Genomic DNA, 23,396 nt, shown 5'->3' on the forward strand with positions numbered 1-23,396 from the left:
TTGGGGCCGCTTTGCGGCCCATCGCGACACAAGGCCGCTCCTACAGGGACCGCGCTCACCTGAATTCGACGCGATCCCCTGTAGGAGCGGCCTTGCGTCGCGATGGGCTGCGCAGCAGCCCCAATGGCCCAAAAACAAAAAGCCCCCGGGCTTTTCAGCACGGGGGCTTTTCGTAGAATGTGGCGGTGAAGAAGGGATTTGAACCCTTGATACGATTTCTCGTATACACACTTTCCAGGCGTGCTCCTTCGACCACTCGGACACTTCACCGTTTCTCTTCAAGCCTTGCAGCCTGTCGAGGTGCGCTAATTTAGTGAAAGCGCTGCCCTTTGGCAAGCATTTTTTTCAAATTTTTCATGTATTTGCACTTGAGCCCGGCTGAACGCTGACCGACCAGTCAGCCTTGCTGCTTTACCTTGCCCCCGACGCTGGGTAACGTCGTCGCCACGCCAACAAAAGGACTCTGCCATGAGCGAGCTGATTACCTACCACGCCGAAGACGGCATCGCCACCCTGACCCTGAACAACGGCAAGGTCAACGCCATCTCGCCAGACGTCATCAACGCCTTCAATGCCGCGCTGGACCGCGCCGTCGAAGAGCGTGCAGTGGTGATCATCACCGGGCAGCCGGGCATCCTCTCGGGCGGTTACGACCTGAAGGTGATGACCAGCGGCCCGAAAGAAGCCATCAGCCTGGTCACCGCCGGCTCCACCCTCGCCCGCCGCCTGCTGTCGCACCCGTTCCCGGTGGTGGTCGCCTGCCCGGGCAATGCCGTGGCCAAGGGTGCCTTCCTGCTGCTGTCGGCCGACTACCGCATTGGTGTCGAGGGGCCGTACAAGGTGTGCCTGAACGAAGTGCAGATCGGCATGACCATGCACCACGCCGGTATCGAACTGGCCCGCGACCGCCTGCGCCGCTCGGCCTTCCACCGCTCGGTGATCAATGCCGAGGTGTTTGACCCGCAAGCTGCGGTGGATGCCGGCTTCCTCGACAAGGTGGTGCCGGCTGAACAGTTGCAGGACGCGGCGCTGACGGTGGCGCGGGAGTTGAAGAAGCTGAACATGCTGGCGCACAAGAACACCAAGCTGAAGGTGCGCAAGGGGTTGCTGGAGGCGCTGGACAAGGCGATCGAGCTGGATCAGCACCATATGGGCTAGCCGCACCGGCCCTTTCGCGGGTAAACCCGCTCCTACACAGGTTATGCATGCCCGTTGTAGGAGCGGGTTTACCCGCGCATAGGCCAGCACAGGCTTACACCGGTATTTGCCCCAATCAGTGCACACCCGTACACTCCTCCGCGACTGTCTGGTGTGAGTCGTACCATGCTTTATTCGTTACGCATGCTCCTGCTGGCGCTGCATTTTCTTACTGTCGGCGCCGTTGGCCTACTCATTGGCTTCTGCCGCCCGTTCAACCCCGACAACAGCCGCGTATTCGCCTACCTCTACAGCCGCCCAGCCACCTGGCTGATGCGCATCAAGGTCAAGGCCGAGGTCGGCCCACTGTGGGACCAGCCGCCCGGCTGCGTGATCATCGCCAACCACCAATCCAACTTCGACCTGTTCGTGCTGGGCCAGGTAGTACCGCGTCGCACCGTGGCCATCGGCAAGAAGAGCCTCGGCTGGCTGCCGCTGTTCGGCCAGCTGTTCTGGCTGGGTGGCAACGTGCTGATCGACCGCAAGAATGCCTACCAGGCGCGCAAGGCCCTGCAGAAGACCACCCGGGTACTGCAAAACGACACCTCGATCTGGATTTTCCCCGAAGGCACGCGTAATGCCGGCGAGCAGTTGCTGGCGTTCAAGAAAGGCGCGTTTCACATGGCCATCGAGGCGGGTGTGCCCATTGTGCCGGTGTGCGTCAGCCGCTACGCCGGGCGCATGAGCCTGAACAGCTGGCGCCAGCGCACGGTGATCGTACGTTCGCTACCGCCGATTGGCACGGCAGGCATGAGCCTGCAGGACCTGCCGGCGCTGATCGAACAGTGCCGAGGGCAGATGCAGCAGTGCATTGACCGGATGGAAGGGGAACTGGCCCAAGGCTAGGTTGCCTGTGCCGGCCTCTTCGCGGGTGAACCCGCTCCTACAACGGCTTGCACATGCCGTTGTAGGAGCGGGTTTATCGAGGCGTCGAACCGCCGCGAAGAGGCCGGCACAGGTTGCTCTCCTGCCAGCTACAGCCCAAGCTGTAACCCGTGTTCAACCGGAATAAGCGGGCAACCATGGGTCGAGTAGTGGCGTCAGCGGTGTACAGCGCCGGCAGGAAGGTCACCAACATCAGCATCGACGAAGGCAGCGAGTGGGCGCGCAAGCCGGGGCACTTCGTGTGGATCGGCCTTGAAGAGCCCAACGCCGAGGAGCTGGCCAACCTGCAATGCCAGTTCAACCTGCACGAACTGGCCATCGAAGATGCCCTGGAAAAACACAGCCGGCCCAAGCTGGAAACGTTCGGCGATGCGCTGTTCATCGTCACCTATTCGCCAGTACGCCACGAAGGCAAGCTGGAGTTCATCGAAACCCACATCTTTGCCGGCAACGGCTACATCATCACCTGCCGCAACGGCCACTCCAAGTCCTACGCCATGGTGCGCCAGCGCTGCGAAGCGCGGCCCCTGCTGCTGGAGCATGGCGAAGACTTTGTGCTGTATGCCCTGCTCGACTTCGTCACCGAGAACTACCAGCCGGTCAGCGAAGCCATTCATGGCGAGATCGAAGCGTTGGAGCAGAGCGTGCTGGGTGGTTCGCTGCAAGAAGATGACATTCGCCGCCTGCACAGCCTGCGGCGTGACATCCTGCGCTTGCGCCGCTACGTGGCGCCGATGGTTGAGGTGAGCGAAGAACTGCAGCGCCTGAGCTTCCCGTTCATCGACAAGAACATGCGCCCCTATTTTCGTGATGTGCAGATTCACGTGACGCGGCAGATGGAAGACCTGGCCGGGATCCGCGACATTGCCAGCCAGACCATCGAGATCGGCATGCTGCTGGAGGCGTCACGGCAAAGCATCGTGCAGCGCAAGTTTGCGGCGTGGGCGGCGATCCTGGCGTTTCCCACGGCGATTGCCGGGGTGTACGGGATGAACTTCCAGAACATGCCGGAGTTGAGCTGGCATTACGGGTACTTTGCGGTGCTGGGGGTGATTGCCGCGGGGTGTGCGGGATTGTATGCCAGCTTCAAGAAGTCGGGTTGGCTTTAAGGGCCTCTTCGCGGGTAAACCCGCTCCTACAGGATCTCCACAATGCCAAACATTGCGGGTTACCTGTGGGAGCGGGTTTACCCGCGAATGGCTGCAACCCTTTATGCTGCGCTGTCACTAGCCTTTGATGGCTGCTGGATAAACCGCAACATCCACTCCCCCACCAGGTCACCTTGGTGCTCGGTCGCCAAGCTGGCCACGGCCTTGTGGTACACCTCATCCCCCAAATATTCCTGGCGCGCATCGAGCAGTGCCCGGGAGTAGTCGTGCACAAACTCCGGGTGCCCCTGGAAGCACAGCACCTGGTCGCGAATGTGGTACGCCGCGTTCGGGCAAAAATCGCTGGAAGCAATTACCGTGGCGCCTTCCGGCAACTCGGTCACCTGGTCCTGATGGCTGATCAGCAAGGTCAGCTCTGACACTTCAGGGTCCATCCACGGCGCATGCGCCGCCAGCGAATAACGGTGAATGCCCACGCCCCAGCCCTTGTCGGCCCGCTCGGCCTTGCCACCCAGGGTCAACGCCAGTAGCTGGTGGCCAAAACACACACCCAGCAGCTTCTCGCCACGCTCGTACAACTTCAACAAGTAAGCCTTGAGCGTCTGAATCCACGGATCGCTACCGAACGAATCAGCCTTGCTACCCGTCACAAGATAGGCATCGAACACTTCAGTGTCGGCGGGGTAGTCGCCGTTCATTACGTTGTACACACGAAATTCGGCGGCGATCGGCTGACGCGAGAAGAGCTGCTCGAACATCCTGCCGTAGCCCTGGTACTGCGCGGTCAACTCCGGTCGCAGGACATCGGTTTCAAGGATGCAGATGCGTAACGACATAGGGATAGTCCTGAACGACATGGGTGGGAATCTGCTGTAGAGACTGCCGCGAAAGGCACGTACAAGCAAGTAGGCTGCACTGACGAACGGTCACATTTTGTCGGGTCGCCGCTGGCAGTTACGCCAGTGTCTAGCCAGAGCATGTCAGCGAACTGGCACATGGCCTCATAGCAAACCGCAATTATCGGACCAGGCAACTAGAACAAAAGGTTCTCAAACATGGATGACGCACACCCTACTGTTGGTTGTATATCCACTTACAAGAGGCAGGCAGTTCAGGCGCCATGCAGCGCTACTGCGATCGACCCGAAGCGCGACAAGGAAGCCAACGGGTATTCAGGAATAACAACAAGAAGGCGGTCCGCCATGTTCAGACACTCGAAAATTCGCCAAGCCGGGCTTATTTTATTCGCCACCACCTTACTGCTGATCTTGCCGAACCTGACACGTTTGTTCGGCTGACTGCAGCGGTGGCGCCAACTGGCAGCGCACAGGTAACCTGCTGGCCCTGATGGTCGGAGGTTGCCCATGCGTCAATGCCTTGCCCTGTTAGCCTTGTTACTGAGCCTGCCGCTGTCGGCGGCGCAACTGCACCTTGAACTGGGCGCCCACGGGCGCCAGTGGAGCAGCGCCGAACTGCTCGGCCACCCGCAGGCCCAGGACATCAGCATCGACCAGGACGTTTCCTACAAACGGCCCATGCACTACCGGGCAGTGCCGCTGGCTGCGCTGTTGCAAGGCGTGAGCGCCAGCGACCACCTGCAGGCCGTGGCACAGGATGGTTTTGCCGCAGAAATGCCCGCTGCACCGCTGCTGCAGCCAGGGCCGGCACGGGCCTGGCTGGCCGTGGAAGACCCAGGCAAGCCGTGGCCGCCCCTGGGCCAGGGCAAACCGAGTGCAGGGCCGTTCTACCTGGTGTGGACCGCACCGCAGGCCAGCGGCATTCGCCCGGAGCAGTGGCCGTTCCAGATTTCCACGATTCGTCAATTGGCCCCGGTAGCGCAGCGCTTTCCGGCGTTGCTGCCCGACCCGAAGTTGCCGGCTGATAGCCCGGTGCGCCAGGGCTTTGCCTTGTTCCAGCAGAACTGCCTGGCCTGCCACCGGTTGAACGGCGCCGGGGATGCGCAGGTGGGGCCGGACTTGAATGTGCCGCATAACCCGACCGAGTATTTTCAGCCGGGTTATTTGCGCATGTTGATAAGGGACCCGCAGCGGTTGCGACAGTGGCCGCAGGCGAAGATGCCAGGGTTTGCGCAGAGTGTGTTGAGTGAGCGGGAGCTGGATGCATTGCTGGCTTATTTGGGGCATATGGCTGGGCGTAAGCTTTGAGGGCCTATTCGCGGGTAAACCCGCTCCTACAATGGCCTGCACATACCTGTGTAGGAGCGGGTTCATCGAGGCGTCGAACCGCCGCGAACAAGACCACACATGACTGTCAGGCTATAGGCCGCTCATGCTTGACCCCCCACCCTTCCACCTCACCCCCATAGGGTGTCACCAACTGTTCGAAGGCCTCTTCAAAGTCGCCGATCCCGAAGTAGGTGGCGTACATGACCTTGCTCAGTTCCAGGTGCCAGGCACCGTCGCCCATCTCCTTGACCTGGGCATTCAGCGATTCACCGCGAAACTGCCTGGCCGCACGTCGCGCCCCTGCTTCGTCGGGGAATACGGCATAGAACTCGATGGGGTGGATCTGGGTGAAGTCGAAACCGCCTGCTTTCATCTGGCGCAGGACGTTGCTACTGATATCGTCGTTCTGGCTGCTCATGAAACGTCCTCCTGAATAATGCTATGGATAGACTTTCCGTGCACTACGCACCTGCCGGCAGCGGCCGGGCAGTACGAGCTGATGCAAGACGCGAATTGATGCGGTACCAACCCGCAGAATAGGCTGGCACCTTCCACCAGCGTAGTGCCTGCCAGGGCACCGCGCAAACGTGTGGTTCAGGGCGCTTCGTGGATGCCGGTGATGGTCACGCCACTGTGCTCCCGGAGCCAGCGCGCGGTGGGGGAAATGGTGCGGTCCTGGAAGTCGTTGAGGTCCAGCTCGTCCATCACCGGAAACAGGTGTGAACGGATGGCACGCGCGGCGTCTTCCTCACTGGGGCAATGCTCGGCATGCAGCAGCAATGTGGACGGTTCGCCTTTCTGGTCGGCAAAGATGACTTCCCACTCTTTCATTGAACGAGCCCTCTGAGTCAAGGAACACACGGTGTGTGATGCCTGAATAACTGACCTTGGGGTGGGGGGAATGTTCAGTCCGGGAACATTTGTGGTGGGCCATTCGCGGGTAAACCCGCTCCCACAGGATCAGCACAAGGTTCGAATCCTGTGCAATCCCTGTGGGAGCGGGTTTACCCGCGAATGGGCCGCAAAGCGGCCCCGATATTTACTTCGGCGTACCGTGCACCACACCCGCCGTGTTATCCAGCAGGCTCTTGGTCGCCGTCTGGATATACGCCTCAAGCTTCTTGAGCATTTCCGGCTGGTCCGGGCTTTCGATCAGCTCGGCCTTGAACTCGCTGCCCAGCTGGTAGCGGTACATGCGCGGGGTCATGTCCTTGGACTCGATCAGGATGCGGTCGCCCTGCACCAGGCCGACGATCTGCTCGCTGCCCGACGGCTTGATCATGCCCACGCCCTGGTCGCCCTCAGGCAGGTTGAGCAGGTCGCGACCCCAGCACTGGTGACGGGTCTGGCCACCCAGGCGGCCCATGATGGTCGGCACGATGTCGACCTGGGTGCCCACGGTGTGGTTCACCGCACCGAACTTCTCCTGAATGCCCGGGGCAATCAGCAGCAGCGGCACGTTGAAACGGCCCAGGTCCAGCTCGGTGACCTGCTGGTGGTTGCCAAAGCCGTGGTCGCCAACGATGACGAACAGGGTCTCCTTGAAGTAGGGCTCTTTATGCGCCTTCTCGAAGAACTGGCCCAGCGCCCAGTCCGAATAACGCATGGCGGTCAGGTGCTCGTCCAGGCGGCCCTGGCCGGTCACAGGCTCGACCGGCAGGTCTTTGGGCAGCGCGTACGGGGTGTGGTTGGACAGCGTCTGCAGCAGCGCGTAGATCGGCTTCTTGCCATCGTGCTTGGCCAGTTCCTCGTTGCCGCGGTCGAACATGTCCTGGTCGGACACACCCCAGGTCGGGTCGGAGAACACCGGGTTGACGAAGTCGTTACGGCCAATGAACGTGGTCATGCCCTGGTTGCCGAAGAAACCGGACTGGTTGTCCCAGGCAAAGTCGCCGTTGTAAACGTACACGTCGTCGTAGTCACGGGCGCTGAGCAAGGCTGGCAGGCCTGACAGCTTGTGGCCGCCTTCCGGGGTCTGCATCAGGTATTCGAAGCCTGGCAGGTTGGGGAAGCAGGCCATGGTGGCGAACATACCCTGGTGGGTATGGGTGCCGTTGGAGAAGAAGCGGTCGAACAGCAGGCCTTCTTTGGCCAGCTTGTCGAAGTACGGGGTGATGTTGTTCGGGCTACCCAGCGCGCCAACCGAGTGGCCGGCGAAGCTTTCCATCAGGATCACCACCACGTTCTTGATCGGCAGGGTGCGCTCGGCCGGCGGCAGGAAGTCGCGGCGGATGGCAGCCTCGTCGGCATCGACCAGGGTGTCGTTCGGGGTGAGCAACTGCTTGCGCACGCTTTCGGTCGCTACGCCCTGCTCCAGCACTGGCTTCCAGATGTTGGCGCGGTCCTCGCCGAAGCGGCTCTTGGCGGCGTCGATCAGGGTCAGGGTGCCGTTCAGGCCCAACTGGTTGACGAAGTTGGAGTCGGTGGTGAAGGCGTCGCCCCAACGCATCGGAGGGCCCTGACGCAGCGTGCCACGGGCGGCAACCACGGCCACCAGCAGGATCACCATGAACACCGCCAGGCGGTTGTACCAGGGCGCCACGCGTTGTTCGCCCTGGCCACGGGTGATGCGGTCGATACCCTTGAACAGCAGGCTCAGCAACCAGGTGCCAAAGGCCCAGGCCAGCAGGTAGCGCACCACCGGGAAGCCGTACCAGAGCATGCTCATGACGGTTTTCGGGTCTTCCTTGATGTACTGGAACACCAGGCCGTTGAGGCGCTGGTGGAACTCACGGTAGAAGTCCATTTCCATCAAGCCGAGGAACATCACCACGCTCGAGGCGAGGGTCAGCCAGAAACGGAACACCCCGCGACGGGCCATGGCCCAGGGGCTGAGCATGGCCAGCAACAGCGGAATGCTGATGTACACCACCACCCGCAGGTCGAAGCGCAAGCCGTTAAGGAAGCCTTCGGCGACCGTCGAGTACGGGGTATCGCCGACCATATCGCTGTTGTAGACCAGTAGCGCAAGGCGCACGAGGCTGAGCATCAGCATGATCACCAGGCCGCTGAGCAGCGTGTAGGCCAGGTGGGATTTCAGGGTCGGCGAGAACGATGCTCGCGCGCCCCGTTGCTTCAAGGCGTCCGTGTTAGCCATGAATGGGAAGGTCCTAGGATTGCGGTTTGCGGAGAGGGCGGTGGTGCTAGACCATCGCAGCATTGTGCGGGTGCGGATTCTGTTTAAACCAATGTGAAAATTTTGTCACGGCTGCATTTCCGACTATGTCAGTGCAGCAGTCCCCTGTAGGAGCGGGGGGGGGGGGGGGGGGGGGGGGGGGGGGGGGGGGGGGGGGGGGGGGGGGGGGCGGGCGGGGGGGGGGGGGGGGGGGCGGCCGGGCCCCCCCCCCCCCCCCCCCCCACCCCCCCCCCGCCCCCCCCCGCCCCCCCCCCCCCCCCCCCCCCCCCCCCCCCCCCCGCTCCTACAGGGGTGCGTGGAACATTCAGATGCGCACATTTCCCCGCGGCCCGGCAATCGCCCAGATCACCAGCCCCACCACCGGCAGCAGTGCAATCAGCAATATCCACAGCACCTTGATACCCACCTCACTGCCACTTTTGATCACATTGAGAATGGCCCAGATATCCAGCGCCAGAATGATCAGCCCGACCAGGCTGTTGAATGTCGATCCCATGCCTAAACTCCCGTCCAGAGGCTTTGCTGCACAGCATAGTCAGCTATCACGTCGATAGAAGGGAATCCTTGGCGGGGCGCGAAGGTCACTGCTTAAACTGCCCCAATCCGTTCAGTTCGAGGTTTACATGCCCCCTGCACACACGCAAAGCGCCGCAGCGCCCTCGCCCTTCAGTGCCTGGCGCCAGCAGATAAGCAACAGCCCGTGGGTCGGCGCTGGCCTGGCCCTGAGCCTGCTGGCAGTGATCGCGCTGCTGGGGGCAAGCCTGTGGAATGCTATTCATGGCGACCACTCGGAAAACCTGCACCTGGCGGGCCTGGGTGGGCTTGCCGGGTTTGGTGCTACAGCACTGGGCGCGGTGCTGGCAGTGGTATTGCGCGACGTCAGTACCCGCAACCAGGACGTAATGCTCGGCTTTGCCGCCGGCATGATGCTCGCAGCCAGCTCGTTTTCGCTGATTTTGCCCGGCCTGGATGCCGCCCGCGAGATTACCGGCAGCGGCCCGGCGGCGGCGCTGACGGTGGTGGTGGGCATGGGCCTGGGCGTGTTGCTGATGCTGGGCCTGGACCGTTTTACCCCGCACGAGCATGAAAGCGTCGGCGTCGCCGGGCCTGAAACCGAGCGTTTCAGCCGGGTGTGGCTGTTCGTGATGGCAATTACCTTGCACAACCTGCCTGAAGGCATGGCGATTGGGGTGAGTTTTACCAACGGCGACATGAACATCGGCCTGCCGCTGACCAGCGCCATTGCCATCCAGGACATCCCTGAAGGGCTGGCGGTGGCGCTGGCTTTGCGCGCTACCGGGCTGTCGAGCCTGAAGGCAGCGCTGGTGGCGATTGGCTCAGGGCTGATGGAACCGCTAGGGGCGGTGATCGGCCTGGGGATCTCGACCGGCTTTGCCCTCGCCTACCCGATCAGCATGGGCCTGGCGGCCGGGGCGATGATCTTTGTGGTCAGCCACGAGGTGATACCCGAAACCCACCGCAATGGGCACCAGACAGCAGCGACCCTGGGGTTGATGGGTGGGTTTGCGGTGATGATGTTCCTGGATACCGCGCTGGGCTGAAATGCCTTGCACAGCCCCCTGTAGGAGCGGGGGGGGGGGGGGGGGGGGGGGGGGGGGGGGGGGGGGGGGGGGGGGGGGGGGGGGGGGGGGGGGGGCGGGGGGGCGGCGGGGGGGGGCCCCGCCCCCCCCCCCCCCCCCCCCCCCCCCCACGCCCCCCCCCCCCCCCCCCCCCCCGCCCCCCCCCCCCCCCCCCCCCCCCCCCCCCCCCCGCTCCTACACGGGGACTGCGTAAGGGTTTAGATGTGTACGGCGACCTTCAGTGCCTCCAGCGCGGGCTCAACCTTGATCCCCACCTCTGCCCCCAACTCCAGCACCCGGGCCAGGTCATGCTGCCCCACCATCACCATCTGCAACTCGTCATCCAGTAGCTGGCTGAAGTTCAGCAGCACATAACCACCGGCCTCTTTGTTCAGCGCGCCCATCTGCACCTGGATGCGGTTCAGCGCAGTCAGTGGCTCGGTACGGGCCAGTTGCTTGGGCTTGAGGGTGAACGGCACGCTGTTGTCGAACGAGTCGCTGATCTGCTGGAACAGGTCCTGGTAGCTGTCGGCCTGGAACACCACGGTGTCCGGCAGGCTGCCCAGCACTACCCATTCACCCAGCGGGATGGGGAAGCTGTCGTCGTAGTTGATGTCGGGGTTGGCAGCCAGGAACGCGGCCGGGTCGGCGTAGGCCTGGGCGGCTTCGCCGGCAATGCGCTCGATGTCGGCCTCGCGCATGCAGCCAGCGCCAATGAGGCTGATGAATTCGAGCAACTGAGTTTTCATGAAAGGGGGCCTGCGACGGGTGAAAAGTCGCCAATGATAGCCGCAAATGCCCCCGGGCAGTTAGCCGGCCAGCGCTTGCAGGCGCGCAGCAGCGTCCACCGCCCCCATGGTTTGCGCCGCCATCAGCGCCGTGGCGCCGCGGGCATCCTGGCGCGCCGGGTCGGCGCCCTGGGCCAGCAGGTAGTCGAGGATTTCGCTGCGGTTGAACATGGCCGCCAGCATCAGCGCAGTACGCCCGTCCTGTGCGGCGGCGTCGACCGGCACACCTTGCTCCAGCAGCAGGCGGATCATCGCCAGGTCACCCTTGAACGCGGCACCGGCAATCGGCAGCTGGCCGTTGTCGTTGGCAATCAGCGGGTCGGCCCCTTGCGCCAGAAGCACGCGCACCGCGTCGTGGTGGCCGTGGTAGCTGGCCAGCATCAGCAAGGTGTCGCCCTTGTGGTTGCGCAGGTCGGCCGGCAGGCCGCTGGCGAGCAGGCGCTCGAGCATGGCGGCATCGCCCTGGCGGGCGCATTCGAACACCTGCGCGGCAAAGGCAGCGGTTTCGTCGTCGGTCATGGTGGCGGGCGCGGTTTGGGTGGACATCGGGAACCTCCTGGCATAAATGATTGCCCAAGTTTTTGTCAGGCATGCCATTGCGGTCAAAGGTTCAGATTCTATTAGCCCGATAGGCAAAGCCGACGCCGTGCAAAATGCACTGTGCAAAATGCACGACCATGCACCCTGCACGATGCCGCTTCCGCCAATCCCCCGCAAAGCCCCGTAATTGCTGGGTTTTCCCTTACTGAGGTTTCTGGCACGGTCGCTGCAACCATCAACTCACGTCTGCCACATACAGCCAGGAGTTGATATGGACCTCATCCAGCAAAAGTTCGTTTCGGTATTTTCGGCCTATCAGGTGAACACCCAGGCTCGCCCCGATGGCGGCGTGCTGCTGACCCTGCGCGCGGCTGATGGCAAGGTGACCCGCCGGGTATTGACCTATGGGCAACTGCACAGTGCCGAGCAGCTCTCGTGGGCGATTAGTGCAATTCGTCGGGACTTGGCCGAGCAGGCCAGTGAATTGCCGGTGATCAATATGCTGCAGAGCCAGCAGCGGTTTGCCCTGCCGACTTATCGTTGAGTTTTGTATTACCTGATCTGGCCTCTTCGCGGGTGAACCCGCTCCTACAATGGACGTGCAATGCCTGAGGGCGGCGCAACCTTTGTAGGAGCGGGTTCATCGAGGCGTCGAACCGCCGCGAAGAGGCCGGCACAGGCATTACAACTCGTCGATCCCGAGAAACGCCCGCGCAGTCACATCCCCGGTAAACCGCGCCTCCACACCCTGCTCGCTGCCATACAAACGCAACGCCAGGCAAAACGGCGTATCGCCCAGTTCCACCCAGCGCCGGGTGCCGGCCGGCACCAACAGTTGGTCGCCCTTCTCGCACAACACCGAATACACCCAATCCCCCACACGCAGCCCAACCTGTGCGCGCCCGCTGACTACGGCAAACAGCTCGTCGGCGTCATGCACATGTTCGTCACGCACATCGACCTGTGCCGGCGCCTCACCGTCGCGGTTCAGCAGCACAAAGGCCTTGCTGCCCTGCGCGGTCATCAACTGGTCCAGGTACCCGCGGCAAGCCTCTAGCACTTCATCCTGGGCCGTGCCCGGGCGCACCCGCAGGCCATGCTCGGCATGCACAAAGCGCACGCCCTGCGCAGCCAGGGTGGCGGCGATGTCATCGTGGTGGGTCAGCACCTTGTTCGGCAGTTCCGGGCTGGCGGAGTTAAAAACGCTGAGAATGCTCATCAGGGGCGGGTCCTGGTCGGTTGCGAACAAAGGCCAATGATAACGGCTGCAGCCAAGGCTGCGGCACTGGCCATACCAAAGGTGAAGGTGGGCCCCAGCAGTTTCCAGCTGTAACCCGAATACAAGGCCCCCAGCGCGCCACCGGTCCCTGACAGCGCTGCGTACAGCGCTTGGCCCTGGCCTTGCTGACGGGCGCCGAAACTGGCCTGGACAAAGGCGATGCTGGCGGCGTGGAAGCAGCCGAAGGTGGCGGCGTGCAGCAACTGGGCGAAAATCAGTACGCCCGGCTCGGCAGCCAGGTTGCCCAGCAACAGCCAGCGCAGCGCGGCCAGCAGGAAGCTGACCAGTAGCACCCGTTGCACGCTGAAACGCGCGAACAGCCGGCTCATGAGCATGAACATCAGCACTTCGGCCACCACCCCCAGCGCCCACAGCAAACCGATGGCACCGCGGCTGTAGCCCAGGTGCTCCAGGTGCAGGGTCAGGAAGGTGTAGTACGGCCCGTGGCTGAGCTGCATCAGCGCCACGCAGGCATAGAAGGCGATCACCCCCGGGGCACGCAACTGCTGCAAAAAGCCGCCCGCGCCGCTACGCTCGCCCTGCTCCACCGGTTGGGCATTGGGCACCCACAGGCTGGCGGCGACGATGCCGGCCATGATCGTCACCAGCGCCACCGGGTAGATGTCCAGGCTCAGCCATTCGAACAGCCGGCCCAGGCCGACCACGGTAAGAATGAAACCGATCGAGCCCCACAGCCGTACCTGGCTGTAGCGCGCCGTTTGCCCGTGCAGGTGGGCCAGGGTGATGACCTCGAACTGTGGCAGTACCGCATGCCAGAAGAACGCGTGCAGGGCCATGACCAACGCCAGCCAGGCGTAGCTTTTGCCGAAGAAGATCAGCGAGAAGGTGGCCAGGGTGCATAGCGCGCCAAGCCTTACGATCAGCAGGCGCTGGCCGGTGCGGTCGCCCAGCCAGCCCCACAGGTTGGGGGCAATGCAGCGCATCAGCATGGGGATGGCCACCAGCTCGCCAATGCGCGCCGGGGAGAAGCCCAGGTGGTCGAAGTACAGCGCCAGGAAGGGCGCGGTGGAGCCGAGCAGGGCGAAGTAGAACAGGTAGAAGCTGGACAGGCGCCAGTAGGGGATGGGTTGCATGGGGGTGGCCTTGTGGGGACCTGGGCGGGCATCTTCGCGGGTAAACCCGCTCCTACAGGGAGCGCGTTACCTGTAGGAGCGGGTTTATCGAAGCGTCGAACCGCCGCGAAGAGGCCAGTGCAGGCGAATCAGAGCTGGCCCAGCACCGGGGTATTCACTTTCACGTCGGCATTCTGTGCCCGGTGGCGCAACAGGTGGTCCATCAGCGCAATGGCCATCATCGCCTCGGCAATCGGCGTGGCGCGGATGCCCACGCACGGGTCGTGGCGGCCTTTGGTAATGACGTCCACCGGGTTGCCATCGACGTCGATCGAGCGGCCCGGGGTGGTGATGCTGGAGGTCGGCTTGAGTGCCAGGTGAGCAACGATCGGCTGGCCGGAAGAAATACCGCCCAGGATGCCGCCAGCGTTGTTGCTGAGGAAGCCTTCCGGGGTCAATTCGTCACGGTGCTCGGTACCGCGCTGGGCAACGCTGGCGAAGCCGGCACCGATTTCCACGCCCTTGACTGCGTTGATGCTCATCAGCGCATGGGCCAGTTCGGCATCCAGGCGGTCGAAGATCGGCTCGCCCAGGCCAGGCATGACGCCTTCGGCGACCACGGTGATCTTGGCGCCTACCGAATCCTGGTCACGGCGCAGCTGGTCCATGTAGGCCTCAAGCTCGGGCACTTTGCTGGGGTCGGGGCTGAAGAAGGCGTTCTGCTCTACCGATTCCCAGGTCTTGAACGGGATTTCGATCGGGCCAAGCTGGCTCATGTAGCCGCGCACGGTGATGCCCTGGCTGGCCAGGTACTTCTTGGCAATGGCGCCCGCCGCCACGCGCATGGCGGTTTCGCGGGCCGAGCTGCGGCCACCGCCGCGGTAGTCGCGGATGCCGTACTTGTGGTGGTAGGTGTAGTCGGCGTGGGCCGGGCGGAACAGGTCCTTGATCGCCGAGTAGTCCTTGGACTTCTGGTCGGTGTTGCGGATCAGCAGGCCGATCGAGCAACCGGTGGTGCGGCCTTCGAACACGCCGGAGAGGATTTCCACCTCGTCGGCTTCCTGGCGCTGGGTGGTGTGCCGGCTGGTGCCGGGCTTGCGCCGGTCAAGGTCGTGCTGCAGGTCGGCGAGGGAAATTTCCAGGCCCGGAGGGCATCCATCGACAATGGCGACCAACGCCGGGCCATGGCTCTCGCCAGCGGTGGTGACAGTGAACAGCTTGCCGTAGGTATTGCCGGACATGGACGCTCCGCGAGATCTGCCTGAAAGGGGTGAAGGCGGCAGTATACAGATGGTTGGGTTGCCTGTGCTGGCCTCTTCGCGGGTGAACCCGCTCCTACAGGGTTCGCACAAGGCCATGGTTTGTGGTGACTTTGTAGGAGCGGGTTTACCCGCGAAAGGGCCAAACCTGCCAAGCACACCCCGAGAACCTTCCCCAAAACATTAGGTCAAACCCACATCTCCCCATGTAGTACCGCATGATGTCGCGCCTCGTCGCCTTGTTCTTCCTGCTGTGCACCGGCCTGGCCCAGGCCGCCGCCCCCACCGTACTGCAACGCCCGATCGACCTCGACACCGGCCAGGGCGTGCTGCACGGCAGCCTGCTACTGCCGCAACAGGCCACCCCGCCACCCGTGGTGCTGATCATTGCCGGCTCCGGCCCCACCGACCGCGACGGTAACAACCCGGCTTCCGGCAGGGTCGACAACCTCAAGCGCCTGGCCCTGCTGCTGGCCAGCGAGCACATCGCCAGCGTGCGCTACGACAAGCGTGGTGTCGCCGCCAGCCAACCGGCCACCCCCGACGAGCGTGACCTCAGCGTGGAGCGTTACGTGGCCGATGTGGTCGCCTGGAGCCACAAGCTCAAGGCCGACCCGCGCTTCGGGCCGCTGATTCTGATCGGCCATAGCGAAGGGGCATTGATCGCCAGCCTGGCCGCCGAACAGGCCGGCGCCAGCGCGGTCATTACCCTGGCCGGCAGTGGCCGGCCACTGGCCGATGTGCTGCGCGAGCAACTGGCCCAGCGCCTGCCACCGGCGCAACTGGCCGGTGGCAGCGCCCTGCTCGACCGGCTGCAAGCCGGGCAGACCAGCCTGGAAGTGCCGGCCCCCCTGCGCCAGGTGTTCCGCCCCAGCGTGCAGCCGTACCTTATTTCGCTGTTCCAGCAAAACCCCGCCGCCGCCTTCGCCCGCCTGCCCATGCCGGCGCTGATCGTGCAGGGGCGCAACGACGTGCAGGTGGACGTGGCCGATGCCGAACGGCTGAAGGCCGCCAAGCCGGATGCCCAGCTGGTGCTGATCGACGGCATGAACCACATGCTGCGCATCAGCCCCAAGGGCATGAGCCAGCAGCGCGACAGCTACCTCAACCCCGAATTGCCGCTGGCGCGCGAGCTGGGTGAGCGAATTGTGACGTTCATCCAGCATTTGCCTTCAGCCTGAGGGGAATGGCTCAGGTCTGCGGCGTGCCTGCCGATACAGCAGGCATAGCCGAGGACAAGCCCCGATGACCATCGCCCCCGCCGCCGTAGAGCCGGCCGAAGAACCCCAGGAACACCCTGCCCTGCCCTGGGCCGACCTGAGTGCAGAGCACTTCCAGCTGCTGCGCCTGGCCGCCCTGCCCACCGACCGCAGTACCGGCGCACGGCCGCTGCGTTTTGTGCAGTTCGGCTACGCCGAGCGCCACGACAAGGCGCACAGCCTGCTGCGCATGGAAATCACCCTGCCCGGGCAAAAGGTGCACAAGCAACAGAACCGCCTGGACATCCGCGTCGACCATGCCGAACACCGGGTGCGCATAGGCAGTGAACAGGGCCTGCAACTGGAACCGGCCAACCGTGGCCTGGGCCGATACATGCTGGCCCAGGCCGCACAATGGCTGCAGCGCAAGTGGCCGCATTACCAGGTAGAGGGCATGGCCCTGCCGAACAAGGATGCACTGAACGAGGACTCACGCCTGCGCCGTGACCACTGCTTGCGCGGGGTGGGGATCGAGGTGCAGTACGAGGACAGCCAGCACCTGAAGGGCCGTACCGTGGAAATGACGGTGGGCCAGCTGAAGGCCGCCTGGAGCAACGAACGCTTGCAGCGGGTGGATATTCTGGATGCTGCCAACCTGTTGCAGCAGGCAGACCAGCAACTGCAGGAGAAAGACGCACAGCTGCGCGAGCGTGATGAGCGGGTGGCCAAGTACCGGCGTGAAGATGGCGGGTTGCGTTTTACCATCACCTGCCTGGTGGCGTTTGCGGTGTTTCAGGCGGGGTTGTTGATCTGGATTGCTACCCGCTGAGACCGCGTTGCCTGCTTCGCGGGTAAACCCGCTCCTACAAAGGGCCGCGCATCGCAAGGACAGCGCGTACGTTGTAGGAGCGGGTTTACCCGCGAATGGGCTGCAAAGCAGCCCCCTCCACAATCAGACGCGGGCTTTGAACAGTTCCTGATGCTGACGGCACTGTTCAGCCGTCAGCATGAACACCCCATGCCCACCCCGCTCGAACTCCAGCCAGGCAAAGTCCACCTCGGGGTACAACGCCTCGACATGCACCTGGCTGTTGCCCACCTCGACAATCAGCAAGCCCTTGTCGGTCAGGTGGTCGGCCGCTTCGGCCAGCATGCGCCGCACCAGGTCCAGGCCGTCGTTGCCACAGGCCAGGCCCAGCTCCGGCTCGTGGTGGTACTCGGCTGGCATGTCGTCGAAGTCTTCGGCATCGACATACGGCGGGTTGGACAGGATCAGGTCGAAACGCTGCCCCGGCAGGCCGGCAAAGCCGTCGCCCTGCACGGTGTACACACGGGTGTCCAGGCCATGGCGCTCGATGTTCTGGTTGGCCACTTCAAGGGCCGGGAACGACAGGTCGGCCAGCACCACCTCGGCCTCGGGGAACACATCAGCGGCCACGATGCCGATGCAGCCCGAACCGGTGCACAGGTCGAGGATGCGTGCCGGCTCGCTGGCCAGCCACGGCTCGAAGCGTTTTTCGATCAGTTCGCCAATCGGTGAACGCGGCACCAGCACGCGCTCGTCGACAATGAACGACATACCGCAGAACCACGCCTCGCCCAGCAGGTAGGCGGCCGGCACGCGCTCTTCGATGCGGCGCTTGAGCAGGTGTTGCAACTGCACACGCTCGGCGTCTTCGAGCATGCAGTCCAGGTAGCTGTCGGCCACCTCCCATGGCAGGTGCACCGCACCCAGCACCAGCAGGCGGGCCTCGTCCCAGGCGTTGTCGGCGCCGTGGCCGAAGAACAGGTCGTGCTCGTGGAAGCGGCTGACCGCCCAGCGGATGTAGTCGCGCAGCGTGCGCAGACGGGATGTGATCACGGGGTACTCCTAATTCAGATCGACCAAAAGTCTAACAGCCCGGGGCACACATTTGTTCCATCCGATCGTCCCAAAGCTAGCCACAAGCCAGTAACCATGCCACTTGCGTTGTCAACCATTCCCATTGGCGCCAATGCAGGGGAGAATAGGTGTACAAAAGCCCTGCTCAAGGAGCCATTGATGTCCGTTCCAACCACGATGTTCCGCCTCACTGGCCGCGACTACCCGCCGGCCAAGCTGAGCCACGCCAGCCTGATCATCATCGATGCGCAAAAGGAGTACCTCAGCGGTCCCTTGCAACTGTCGGGCATGGACGAGGCCGTGGCCAACATCGCCAGGTTGCTCGACGCGGCGCGCAAGAGCGGCCGCCCGATCATCCATGTTCGCCACCTGGGCACGGTCGGTGGCCGTTTTGACCCACAGGGGCCAGCTGGCCAGTTCATTCCAGGGCTGGAGCCACTGGAAGGCGAAATCGTCATCGAAAAGCGTATGCCCAACGCGTTCAAGAACACCAAACTGCATGAAACGCTGCAGGAGCTGGGCCACCTGGACCTGATTGTCTGCGGTTTCATGAGCCACTCCAGCGTCAGCACTACCGTTCGCCGCGCCAAGGACTATGGTTACCGGTGCACGCTGGTGGAAGACGCCTCGGCAACCCGCGACCTGGCGTTCAAGGACGGAGTTATCCCGGCGGCACAGATTCACCAGTGCGAAATGGCCGTGATGGCCGACAACTTCGCTTGCGTGGCACCCACCGCCAGCCTGATCTGAAGCGCGGGCATGACCGCCCGGCAGCCGGGCGGAACCCGATGGGCGGCAGCAGGTCGAATTCCGGATATCCACAGAGGAGAGCGGAATGAAGCTTAAAGGCAGTTTCGACGCCAAGCGCCTGCGCCCGCGCCAACCGCGTAATTGGGGTGCCCGCCTGGCGGCCGGTCTGTCGGCCCTGCTAGCGACCCTGGGCGTGCTGCTGGCCATGGCCGGCGTCGCCGGCTTGCTGGGCAACTACCCTGCCCTGCAGGAACTCAATGCCAACAAACCGTTGTCCAGCGTGCTTGCCGTGGCAGGCCTGCTGCTGCTGTGGCTGGGTGTGCGTTTCTGGCGGCGCAGCCGGATTCGTTTGCGCCGGGGGCGGGAGCTGAACCTGTCGCCGCATCTGATGAAAAAACACGACTGATCGCCATGGGCTGACACGGTCCCTGTAGGAGCGGCCTTGTGTCGCGAAAGGACCGCAAAGCGGTCCCGGCAATATTTGCAGCGAAGCTGAAATCGCTGGGGGCGCTTCGCACCCCTTTCGCGACACAAGGCCGCTCCTACAGGGGGGCCAATCAGGCCTGAGATGGCTGCACACCGCCCCACAGTCGCGTAAACTACGCCGCCCCACGTGGAGGCATCATGCAAGACGACGATTTTTCCCTGTTCAAGGCCGAAGTGCGCGGCGTCAAGCCGATCCGCCATGACCGCGCCGAAGTCGGCAAGCCCAAGGCCGACCGCCAGCAGCTGGCCGGCCTGCGCCAGGCGGCGACCGTACGCAGTGACAAGGCCCTGGTCATCGACGGCATGTCCGACCAGTTCGTCATCGACGTGGGCGCCGAAGACGAGCTGATGTGGCGCCGCGACGGCGTGCAGGAAACCCAGCTGCGCAAGCTCAAGCTGGGGCAGATTCCGTTCGAAGGCAGCCTCGACCTGCACGGCATGACCGTGGAAAAGGCCCGCGAAACCCTGTGGGACTTCATCGCCGAAGCCACCAAGCTGGAAGTGCGCTGCGTCCGCGTGACCCACGGCAAGGCCGCACGCCTGGACGGCAAGCGCCCGATGATCAAGAGCCACGTCAACACCTGGCTGCGCCAGCACCCGCAAGTGCTCGGTTTTGCCTCGTGCAGCGCCCGCCACGGCGGCACTGGCGCGGTGTATGTGATGCTCAAGCGAACCATGCTCGAAGGCCGCGACGAGTAACGCCGCGCTTGCAGCGCCGCGCGCACCGCCGTACCCTTCGTTTTTGCGATTTTTTCCCAAGGTAGATCCATGTCCCTGGAACAGAACTACACCGAGATCCTCAGCCAGCTTGGCGAGGACGTCTCCCGTGAGGGCCTGCTCGACACGCCCAAGCGGGCTGCAAAGGCGATGAAGTACCTTTGCCGCGGTTATCAGCAAACACTGGAAGAAGTGACCAACAACGCGTTGTTCAGCTCTGACAACAGCGAAATGGTGCTGGTCCGGGACATCGAGCTGTATTCGATGTGCGAACACCACATGCTGCCGTTCATCGGCAAGGCGCACGTGGCCTACCTGCCCAAGGGCAAGGTCCTGGGCCTGTCGAAGGTCGCGCGCATCGTCGACATGTTCGCCCGCCGCCTGCAAATTCAGGAAAACCTCAGCCGCCAGGTGGCCGAGGCCATCCAGCAGGTCACCGGCGCCGCCGGCGTGGCCGTGGTGATCGAAGCCAAGCACATGTGCATGATGATGCGCGGTGTGGAAAAACAGAATTCGACCATGATCACCTCGGTGATGCTGGGTGAGTTCCGCGAAAACGCCGCTACCCGCAGCGAGTTCCTCAGCCTGATCAAGTGATTGGCTGCTGACCCCGAGCCGACCCTTGCGGGTCGGCTTTTTGCATTTCAGGAGTTGCCCATGATCGTCAAAGCCCTGCGGGTTGGCCTCGGCCAGCTCATCGTGTTCGGTGACTGGATCAGCCGCCCGGCCAAGCGCAAGCGCGACGCCGCCGCCCAGGCCCGCGTCGAGCAAGCGGCCAAGGGCCTGGCGCTGTACCAGTTCCATGCCTGCCCGTTCTGCGTCAAGACCCGCCGCACCCTGCACCGCCTGAACGTGCCGGTGGCGCTGCGCGATGCCAAGAACGACCCGGTGCACCGCCAGGCCCTGCAGGAAGGTGGCGGCCGGGTGAAAGTGCCGTGCCTGCGCATTGAAGAGGGCGGCAAGGTGACCTGGATGTATGAGTCCAAGGCCATTATTGCTTACCTGGATGAGCGGTTTTCCGCCATCTAATACCGCGATCGACCTGTAGGAGCGGCCTTGTGTCGCGATCGGGCCGCAAAGCGGCCCCAGCAATTTATGCAGTGATGCCAAAATCCTGGGGGCGCTTCGCACCCCTATCGCGACACAAGGCCGCTCCTACAGGGGGCGAAGTTTGCTTCAGAAAGGTGCTTAGCCCACCATCGGCACATGCCTAGGGTGGCTGCTGACCCGCTCCAGCCAAGCCCTTACCGCCGGGTACTCGGCCAGGTCAAAGCCCCCCTGCTGCGCCACATGGGTGTAGGCATACAACGCCACATCGGCAATCGAATACTGCTCACCGACCAGGTACGGGGTCATTTGCAGTTGGCGTTCCATCACCCTCAACGCCTTGTAACCACCCTTGTGCAGCTTGCGGTATTCCTCCACGCGCTCGTCCGGCAGGCCCAGGTAAAACTGGATGAAACGCGCCACGGCAATGTACGGCTCATGGCTGTACTGCTCGAAGAACTGCCACTGCAACACCTGGGTACGCAGGCGCGGCTCGCTGGGCAAGAACTCGCTGCCATCGGCGAGGAAGTTGAGAATGGCATTGGACTCCCACAGGTAGCTGCCGTCTTCCAGCTCCAGCACCGGCACCTTGCCGTTGGGGTTCATCGCCAGAAACTCGGGGGTTTCGGTTTCGCCCTTGAGGATATCCACCGGGTGCCATTCATACGGCCGGCCCAGCAGGCTAAGCATCAGCTTGACCTTGTAGCAGTTGCCCGACTGGTAGTCGCCATAAACCTTGTACATCGCCCCTCCACTGCCAAGCAGTTCTGCAATTACGCCCAATAGTTGGTGACTGTACGGCTAAATGCAATGGCCGCTGTATGGCAAGGATCAACCTTGCCCGCTGTAGTCTGAAAAAACTGCTTACACCTTTACAAGGATTTTGTTCATGACCGATGCCACTTCCGCACGCCTGCGGCCCCTGGCAGATAGCTCACCGTCGGCGGTGGTCGCCGGCTTCATTGCCATGCTCACCGGCTATACCAGTTCGCTGGTGCTGATGTTTCAGGCCGGCCAGGCCGCCGGGCTGACCACTGCGCAAATTTCGTCGTGGATCTGGGCACTGTCGATCGGCATGGCGGTGTGCAGCATCGGCCTGTCGCTGCGCTACCGCACGCCGATCACCATCGCCTGGTCCACCCCCGGCGCGGCGTTGCTGATCACCAGCCTGGGCGGGGTCAGCTATGGCGAGGCGATTGGTGCCTACATTACCTGCGCCGTGCTGGTGCTGGTGTGCGGCCTGACCGGCAGCTTCGAGCGCCTGGTCAAGCGCATTCCGGCATCGCTGGCCTCGGCCTTGCTGGCGGGTATCCTGTTCAAGATCGGCAGCGAAATTTTTGTGGCCGCGCAGCACCGTACCGTGTTGGTGTTGGGCATGTTCTTCAGTTACCTGCTGGTCAAGCGCCTGTCGCCGCGCTATTGCGTGCTGGCCGCGCTGCTGGTGGGCACGGCGTTGTCGGGCGCACTGGGCTTGCTGGACTTCAGCGGCTTCCACCTGGAAGTGGCCAAGCCGGTGTGGACCACGCCAAGCTTCTCGCTGGCGGCCACCATCAGTATTGGCATTCCGCTGTTCGTGGTGGCGATGACCTCGCAGAACATGCCCGGCGTGGCCGTGCTGCGGGCTGACGGCTACCAGGTGCCGGCCTCGCCACTGGTTTCGGCCACCGGGTTTGCCTCGCTGCTGCTGGCGCCGTTTGGCTCGCACGGGGTCAACCTGGCGGCGATCAGCGCGGCTATCTGCACCGGGCCGCATGCCCATGAAGACCCAAGCAAGCGCTACACCGCAGCGGTGTGGTGCGGGATTTTCTACGGCATCGCCGGGGTGTTTGGGGCAACCCTGGCAGCGCTGTTTGCCGCATTGCCGAAAGAATTGGTGCTGTCGATTGCGGCACTGGCGCTGTTTGGTTCGATCATGAACGGGCTGACCGTGGCCATGAGCGAAGCGCGCGAGCGTGAGGCGGCGGTGATTACCTTCATGGTGACCGCTTCGGGGCTGACCCTGTTCTCGATCGGGTCGGCGTTCTGGGGGATTGTGGCGGGGGTTTTGGCCCTGTTGATTCTCAACCCGCGCAAGGCCTGAGGGTATCTGTTTCCTGTTCTTGCCTCTTCGCGGGTAAACCCGCTCCTACAGGGATCGCACAGGGCCTGAGGGCGGTGGAGAACCTGTGTCTTCTCACCAGCACTGGCACTTGTAGGAGCGGGGGGGGGGGGGGGGGGGGGGGGGGGGGGGGGGGGGGGGGGGGGGGGGGGGGGGGGGGGGGGGGGGGGGGGGGGGGGGGGGGG

The 23,396-nt window shown here is 63.5% G+C and carries 27 protein-coding genes and 1 tRNA gene; 15 read left to right on the forward strand and 13 right to left on the reverse strand.

Annotated features, from left to right (window positions below; genetic code table 11):
* Window positions 1-180: 180 nt before the first annotated feature.
* A tRNA-Ser gene (locus tag ACIP02_RS22895) sits at window positions 181-270 on the reverse strand.
* 198 nt (window positions 271-468) lie between these two features.
* On the opposite strand from ACIP02_RS22895, the gene ACIP02_RS22900 reads away from it, so the two are divergent.
* The 3 genes from ACIP02_RS22900 (at window position 469) to ACIP02_RS22910 (ending at window position 3,191) form a co-directional block, all read left to right on the forward strand.
* Window positions 469-1,158 (forward strand): crotonase/enoyl-CoA hydratase family protein, encoded by a 690-nt coding sequence (locus ACIP02_RS22900; protein WP_400620987.1) that lies wholly within the window; start codon window positions 469-471, stop codon window positions 1,156-1,158.
* A 165-nt stretch (window positions 1,159-1,323) separates the two neighbouring features.
* On the forward strand, window positions 1,324-2,043 hold the full coding sequence (locus tag ACIP02_RS22905; RefSeq protein WP_400620989.1) for a lysophospholipid acyltransferase family protein: 720 nt from the start codon (window positions 1,324-1,326) through the stop codon (window positions 2,041-2,043).
* Between the two features lie 176 nt (window positions 2,044-2,219).
* Window positions 2,220-3,191, forward strand: a complete 972-nt coding sequence (locus ACIP02_RS22910; protein WP_400620992.1) for a magnesium and cobalt transport protein CorA — start codon at window positions 2,220-2,222, stop codon at window positions 3,189-3,191.
* Window positions 3,192-3,292: 101 nt separating this feature from the next.
* On the opposite strand, the gene ACIP02_RS22915 is transcribed toward ACIP02_RS22910, so the two are convergent.
* The gene (locus ACIP02_RS22915) at window positions 3,293-4,027 is read right to left on the reverse strand and encodes an amidotransferase (protein ID WP_400620995.1); all 735 of its coding nucleotides are present in this window, start codon (window positions 4,025-4,027) and stop codon (window positions 3,293-3,295) included.
* Window positions 4,028-4,246: 219 nt separating this feature from the next.
* Between ACIP02_RS22915 and ACIP02_RS22920 the strand changes: the two genes are divergently transcribed.
* Together ACIP02_RS22920 and ACIP02_RS22925 are read left to right on the forward strand one after the other, a co-directional pair.
* Window positions 4,247-4,489, forward strand: a complete 243-nt coding sequence (locus ACIP02_RS22920; protein WP_400621045.1) for a hypothetical protein — start codon at window positions 4,247-4,249, stop codon at window positions 4,487-4,489.
* A 66-nt stretch (window positions 4,490-4,555) separates the two neighbouring features.
* Window positions 4,556-5,356, forward strand: a complete 801-nt coding sequence (locus ACIP02_RS22925; protein ID WP_400620998.1) for a c-type cytochrome — start codon at window positions 4,556-4,558, stop codon at window positions 5,354-5,356.
* Window positions 5,357-5,462: 106 nt separating this feature from the next.
* On the opposite strand, the gene ACIP02_RS22930 is transcribed toward ACIP02_RS22925, so the two are convergent.
* The 4 genes from ACIP02_RS22930 to ACIP02_RS22945 form a co-directional block, all read right to left on the reverse strand.
* A complete protein-coding gene (locus ACIP02_RS22930; RefSeq protein WP_400621000.1) occupies window positions 5,463-5,795 on the reverse strand; it encodes a ribonuclease E inhibitor RraB in 333 nt (110 codons plus the stop codon).
* Window positions 5,796-5,971: 176 nt separating this feature from the next.
* Window positions 5,972-6,208: a hypothetical protein gene (locus ACIP02_RS22935; protein WP_201206935.1), complete on the reverse strand. Its 237-nt coding sequence runs from the start codon at window positions 6,206-6,208 to the stop codon at window positions 5,972-5,974.
* A 208-nt stretch (window positions 6,209-6,416) separates the two neighbouring features.
* Complete coding sequence (locus ACIP02_RS22940; protein WP_400621003.1) at window positions 6,417-8,474, reverse strand: LTA synthase family protein; 2,058 nt, start codon at window positions 8,472-8,474, stop codon at window positions 6,417-6,419.
* Between the two features lie 343 nt (window positions 8,475-8,817).
* Window positions 8,818-9,009: a PLDc N-terminal domain-containing protein gene (locus ACIP02_RS22945; protein WP_012271091.1), complete on the reverse strand. Its 192-nt coding sequence runs from the start codon at window positions 9,007-9,009 to the stop codon at window positions 8,818-8,820.
* 127 nt (window positions 9,010-9,136) lie between these two features.
* Between ACIP02_RS22945 and ACIP02_RS22950 the strand changes: the two genes are divergently transcribed.
* Window positions 9,137-10,075, forward strand: coding sequence for a ZIP family metal transporter (locus ACIP02_RS22950; protein WP_400621007.1), 939 nt, complete (start codon window positions 9,137-9,139; stop codon window positions 10,073-10,075).
* Window positions 10,076-10,311: 236 nt separating this feature from the next.
* Here the strand turns inward: ACIP02_RS22950 and ACIP02_RS22955 are convergent, their stop codons facing one another.
* Both ACIP02_RS22955 and ACIP02_RS22960 read right to left on the reverse strand, forming a co-directional pair.
* On the reverse strand, window positions 10,312-10,842 hold the full coding sequence (locus tag ACIP02_RS22955; RefSeq protein WP_400621010.1) for a hypothetical protein: 531 nt from the start codon (window positions 10,840-10,842) through the stop codon (window positions 10,312-10,314).
* A 60-nt stretch (window positions 10,843-10,902) separates the two neighbouring features.
* A complete protein-coding gene (locus ACIP02_RS22960; RefSeq protein ID WP_400621013.1) occupies window positions 10,903-11,427 on the reverse strand; it encodes an ankyrin repeat domain-containing protein in 525 nt (174 codons plus the stop codon).
* 265 nt (window positions 11,428-11,692) lie between these two features.
* On the opposite strand from ACIP02_RS22960, the gene ACIP02_RS22965 reads away from it, so the two are divergent.
* Window positions 11,693-11,965, forward strand: coding sequence for a DUF3509 domain-containing protein (locus ACIP02_RS22965; protein WP_201206939.1), 273 nt, complete (start codon window positions 11,693-11,695; stop codon window positions 11,963-11,965).
* A 138-nt stretch (window positions 11,966-12,103) separates the two neighbouring features.
* On the opposite strand, the gene ACIP02_RS22970 is transcribed toward ACIP02_RS22965, so the two are convergent.
* From ACIP02_RS22970 to aroC, 3 genes are all read right to left on the reverse strand, one after another.
* Window positions 12,104-12,640, reverse strand: coding sequence for an oxidase (locus tag ACIP02_RS22970; protein ID WP_400621015.1), 537 nt, complete (start codon window positions 12,638-12,640; stop codon window positions 12,104-12,106).
* On the reverse strand, window positions 12,640-13,794 hold the full coding sequence (locus tag ACIP02_RS22975) for an MFS transporter (RefSeq protein WP_400621018.1): 1,155 nt from the start codon (window positions 13,792-13,794) through the stop codon (window positions 12,640-12,642). Before ACIP02_RS22975 ends, ACIP02_RS22970 begins: the two co-directional genes overlap by 1 nt.
* Window positions 13,795-13,922: 128 nt before the next feature.
* Window positions 13,923-15,014: a chorismate synthase gene (gene aroC / locus ACIP02_RS22980; protein ID WP_201206942.1), complete on the reverse strand. Its 1,092-nt coding sequence runs from the start codon at window positions 15,012-15,014 to the stop codon at window positions 13,923-13,925.
* 236 nt (window positions 15,015-15,250) lie between these two features.
* On the opposite strand from aroC, the gene ACIP02_RS22985 reads away from it, so the two are divergent.
* A complete protein-coding gene (locus ACIP02_RS22985; RefSeq protein WP_201206943.1) occupies window positions 15,251-16,213 on the forward strand; it encodes an alpha/beta hydrolase in 963 nt (320 codons plus the stop codon).
* Between the two features lie 64 nt (window positions 16,214-16,277).
* Window positions 16,278-17,060 carry a hypothetical protein gene (locus ACIP02_RS22990; RefSeq protein WP_400621022.1) on the forward strand — a complete coding sequence of 261 codons (783 nt, stop codon included), beginning with the start codon at window positions 16,278-16,280 and terminating at the stop codon, window positions 17,058-17,060.
* Between the two features lie 123 nt (window positions 17,061-17,183).
* Here the strand turns inward: ACIP02_RS22990 and prmB are convergent, their stop codons facing one another.
* On the reverse strand, window positions 17,184-18,092 hold the full coding sequence (gene prmB, locus ACIP02_RS22995) for a 50S ribosomal protein L3 N(5)-glutamine methyltransferase (protein ID WP_400621025.1): 909 nt from the start codon (window positions 18,090-18,092) through the stop codon (window positions 17,184-17,186).
* A 180-nt stretch (window positions 18,093-18,272) separates the two neighbouring features.
* Here prmB and ACIP02_RS23000 point away from each other — a divergent pair, with 180 nt between their 5' ends.
* The 5 genes from ACIP02_RS23000 (at window position 18,273) to ACIP02_RS23020 (ending at window position 21,095) form a co-directional block, all read left to right on the forward strand.
* Entirely contained in the window at window positions 18,273-18,863 is a 591-nt protein-coding gene (locus tag ACIP02_RS23000; RefSeq protein WP_009683237.1) for a cysteine hydrolase family protein, read from the forward strand.
* 85 nt (window positions 18,864-18,948) lie between these two features.
* Window positions 18,949-19,269, forward strand: coding sequence for a hypothetical protein (locus ACIP02_RS23005; RefSeq protein WP_400621029.1), 321 nt, complete (start codon window positions 18,949-18,951; stop codon window positions 19,267-19,269).
* A gap of 218 nt (window positions 19,270-19,487) precedes the next feature.
* Entirely contained in the window at window positions 19,488-20,048 is a 561-nt protein-coding gene (locus tag ACIP02_RS23010) for a Smr/MutS family protein (RefSeq protein ID WP_110747924.1), read from the forward strand.
* A 69-nt stretch (window positions 20,049-20,117) separates the two neighbouring features.
* Window positions 20,118-20,663, forward strand: a complete 546-nt coding sequence (gene folE, locus ACIP02_RS23015; RefSeq protein ID WP_400621033.1) for a GTP cyclohydrolase I FolE — start codon at window positions 20,118-20,120, stop codon at window positions 20,661-20,663.
* 60 nt (window positions 20,664-20,723) lie between these two features.
* On the forward strand, window positions 20,724-21,095 hold the full coding sequence (locus ACIP02_RS23020) for a glutaredoxin family protein (protein WP_400621036.1): 372 nt from the start codon (window positions 20,724-20,726) through the stop codon (window positions 21,093-21,095).
* A gap of 159 nt (window positions 21,096-21,254) precedes the next feature.
* Here ACIP02_RS23020 and ACIP02_RS23025 read toward each other — a convergent pair whose 3' ends face one another.
* A complete protein-coding gene (locus ACIP02_RS23025) occupies window positions 21,255-21,857 on the reverse strand; it encodes a glutathione S-transferase family protein (RefSeq protein ID WP_400621039.1) in 603 nt (200 codons plus the stop codon).
* Between the two features lie 145 nt (window positions 21,858-22,002).
* Here ACIP02_RS23025 and ACIP02_RS23030 point away from each other — a divergent pair, with 145 nt between their 5' ends.
* Window positions 22,003-23,193 carry a benzoate/H(+) symporter BenE family transporter gene (locus ACIP02_RS23030; RefSeq protein ID WP_400621042.1) on the forward strand — a complete coding sequence of 397 codons (1,191 nt, stop codon included), beginning with the start codon at window positions 22,003-22,005 and terminating at the stop codon, window positions 23,191-23,193.
* Window positions 23,194-23,396 lie beyond the last annotated feature (203 nt).

The organism is Pseudomonas sp. NPDC089408, from assembly GCF_044749445.1.
Lineage (GTDB): Bacteria > Pseudomonadota > Gammaproteobacteria > Pseudomonadales > Pseudomonadaceae > Aquipseudomonas.

What these genes read in the sequence shown, in the direction of transcription:
- ACIP02_RS22900 (WP_400620987.1), top strand. Translation starts at nt 469, where the DNA reads ATGAGCGAGCTGATTACCTACCACGCCGAAGACGGCATCGCCACCCTG.
- ACIP02_RS22905 (WP_400620989.1), top strand. Translation starts at nt 1,324, where the DNA reads ATGCTTTATTCGTTACGCATGCTCCTGCTGGCGCTGCATTTTCTTACT.
- ACIP02_RS22910 (WP_400620992.1), top strand. Translation starts at nt 2,220, where the DNA reads ATGGGTCGAGTAGTGGCGTCAGCGGTGTACAGCGCCGGCAGGAAGGTC.
- ACIP02_RS22915 (WP_400620995.1), bottom strand. Translation starts at nt 4,027, where the DNA reads ATGTCGTTACGCATCTGCATCCTTGAAACCGATGTCCTGCGACCGGAG.
- ACIP02_RS22920 (WP_400621045.1), top strand. Translation starts at nt 4,247, where the DNA reads ATGGATGACGCACACCCTACTGTTGGTTGTATATCCACTTACAAGAGG.
- ACIP02_RS22925 (WP_400620998.1), top strand. Translation starts at nt 4,556, where the DNA reads ATGCGTCAATGCCTTGCCCTGTTAGCCTTGTTACTGAGCCTGCCGCTG.
- ACIP02_RS22930 (WP_400621000.1), bottom strand. Translation starts at nt 5,795, where the DNA reads ATGAGCAGCCAGAACGACGATATCAGTAGCAACGTCCTGCGCCAGATG.
- ACIP02_RS22935 (WP_201206935.1), bottom strand. Translation starts at nt 6,208, where the DNA reads ATGAAAGAGTGGGAAGTCATCTTTGCCGACCAGAAAGGCGAACCGTCC.
- ACIP02_RS22940 (WP_400621003.1), bottom strand. Translation starts at nt 8,474, where the DNA reads ATGGCTAACACGGACGCCTTGAAGCAACGGGGCGCGCGAGCATCGTTC.
- ACIP02_RS22945 (WP_012271091.1), bottom strand. Translation starts at nt 9,009, where the DNA reads ATGGGATCGACATTCAACAGCCTGGTCGGGCTGATCATTCTGGCGCTG.
- ACIP02_RS22950 (WP_400621007.1), top strand. Translation starts at nt 9,137, where the DNA reads ATGCCCCCTGCACACACGCAAAGCGCCGCAGCGCCCTCGCCCTTCAGT.
- ACIP02_RS22955 (WP_400621010.1), bottom strand. Translation starts at nt 10,842, where the DNA reads ATGAAAACTCAGTTGCTCGAATTCATCAGCCTCATTGGCGCTGGCTGC.
- ACIP02_RS22960 (WP_400621013.1), bottom strand. Translation starts at nt 11,427, where the DNA reads ATGTCCACCCAAACCGCGCCCGCCACCATGACCGACGACGAAACCGCT.
- ACIP02_RS22965 (WP_201206939.1), top strand. Translation starts at nt 11,693, where the DNA reads ATGGACCTCATCCAGCAAAAGTTCGTTTCGGTATTTTCGGCCTATCAG.
- ACIP02_RS22970 (WP_400621015.1), bottom strand. Translation starts at nt 12,640, where the DNA reads ATGAGCATTCTCAGCGTTTTTAACTCCGCCAGCCCGGAACTGCCGAAC.
- ACIP02_RS22975 (WP_400621018.1), bottom strand. Translation starts at nt 13,794, where the DNA reads ATGCAACCCATCCCCTACTGGCGCCTGTCCAGCTTCTACCTGTTCTAC.
- aroC (WP_201206942.1), bottom strand. Translation starts at nt 15,014, where the DNA reads ATGTCCGGCAATACCTACGGCAAGCTGTTCACTGTCACCACCGCTGGC.
- ACIP02_RS22985 (WP_201206943.1), top strand. Translation starts at nt 15,251, where the DNA reads ATGATGTCGCGCCTCGTCGCCTTGTTCTTCCTGCTGTGCACCGGCCTG.
- ACIP02_RS22990 (WP_400621022.1), top strand. Translation starts at nt 16,278, where the DNA reads ATGACCATCGCCCCCGCCGCCGTAGAGCCGGCCGAAGAACCCCAGGAA.
- ACIP02_RS23000 (WP_009683237.1), top strand. Translation starts at nt 18,273, where the DNA reads ATGTCCGTTCCAACCACGATGTTCCGCCTCACTGGCCGCGACTACCCG.
- ACIP02_RS23005 (WP_400621029.1), top strand. Translation starts at nt 18,949, where the DNA reads ATGAAGCTTAAAGGCAGTTTCGACGCCAAGCGCCTGCGCCCGCGCCAA.
- ACIP02_RS23010 (WP_110747924.1), top strand. Translation starts at nt 19,488, where the DNA reads ATGCAAGACGACGATTTTTCCCTGTTCAAGGCCGAAGTGCGCGGCGTC.
- folE (WP_400621033.1), top strand. Translation starts at nt 20,118, where the DNA reads ATGTCCCTGGAACAGAACTACACCGAGATCCTCAGCCAGCTTGGCGAG.
- ACIP02_RS23020 (WP_400621036.1), top strand. Translation starts at nt 20,724, where the DNA reads ATGATCGTCAAAGCCCTGCGGGTTGGCCTCGGCCAGCTCATCGTGTTC.
- ACIP02_RS23025 (WP_400621039.1), bottom strand. Translation starts at nt 21,857, where the DNA reads ATGTACAAGGTTTATGGCGACTACCAGTCGGGCAACTGCTACAAGGTC.
- ACIP02_RS23030 (WP_400621042.1), top strand. Translation starts at nt 22,003, where the DNA reads ATGACCGATGCCACTTCCGCACGCCTGCGGCCCCTGGCAGATAGCTCA.